At 38.1% G+C, this 289-nt stretch carries 1 protein-coding gene; it reads right to left on the minus strand.

Going from position 1 to position 289, the window contains the following annotated elements:
- Positions 1–289 (minus strand): hypothetical protein (locus R0K30_RS21580; protein WP_410612850.1); only part of this gene is annotated, 289 nt, incomplete at both ends.

Raw genomic sequence — 289 nt, forward strand, 5'->3', positions numbered from 1 at the left:
CTTAGTTTATCAGCTAAATCTCTTTCACTTCTTATATCGGCATACAAATAAACAGCTCCAAAGATAATACCCAAGGCATTAGCGATAATGGCTCCTTTAAATAGAAATAACTGATTACTCTGTATGAACAGCAGGGAACTGTCAAGTGCTGGGGACATTCTAGTAATTTGAGACACTATGACTGAGAATACTCCAGAAGCGATAACAATAAGCCACTTCATCCATTCATAATCTTTTTCATTAGCAGTATTGTGCTTCTTTGCAAGCGCTCGGCCTATTTCGTCTAGTG

The organism is Bacillus sp. SIMBA_154 (assembly GCF_046536015.1).
Taxonomy (GTDB): Bacteria; Bacillota; Bacilli; order Bacillales; family Bacillaceae; genus Bacillus; species Bacillus pumilus_P.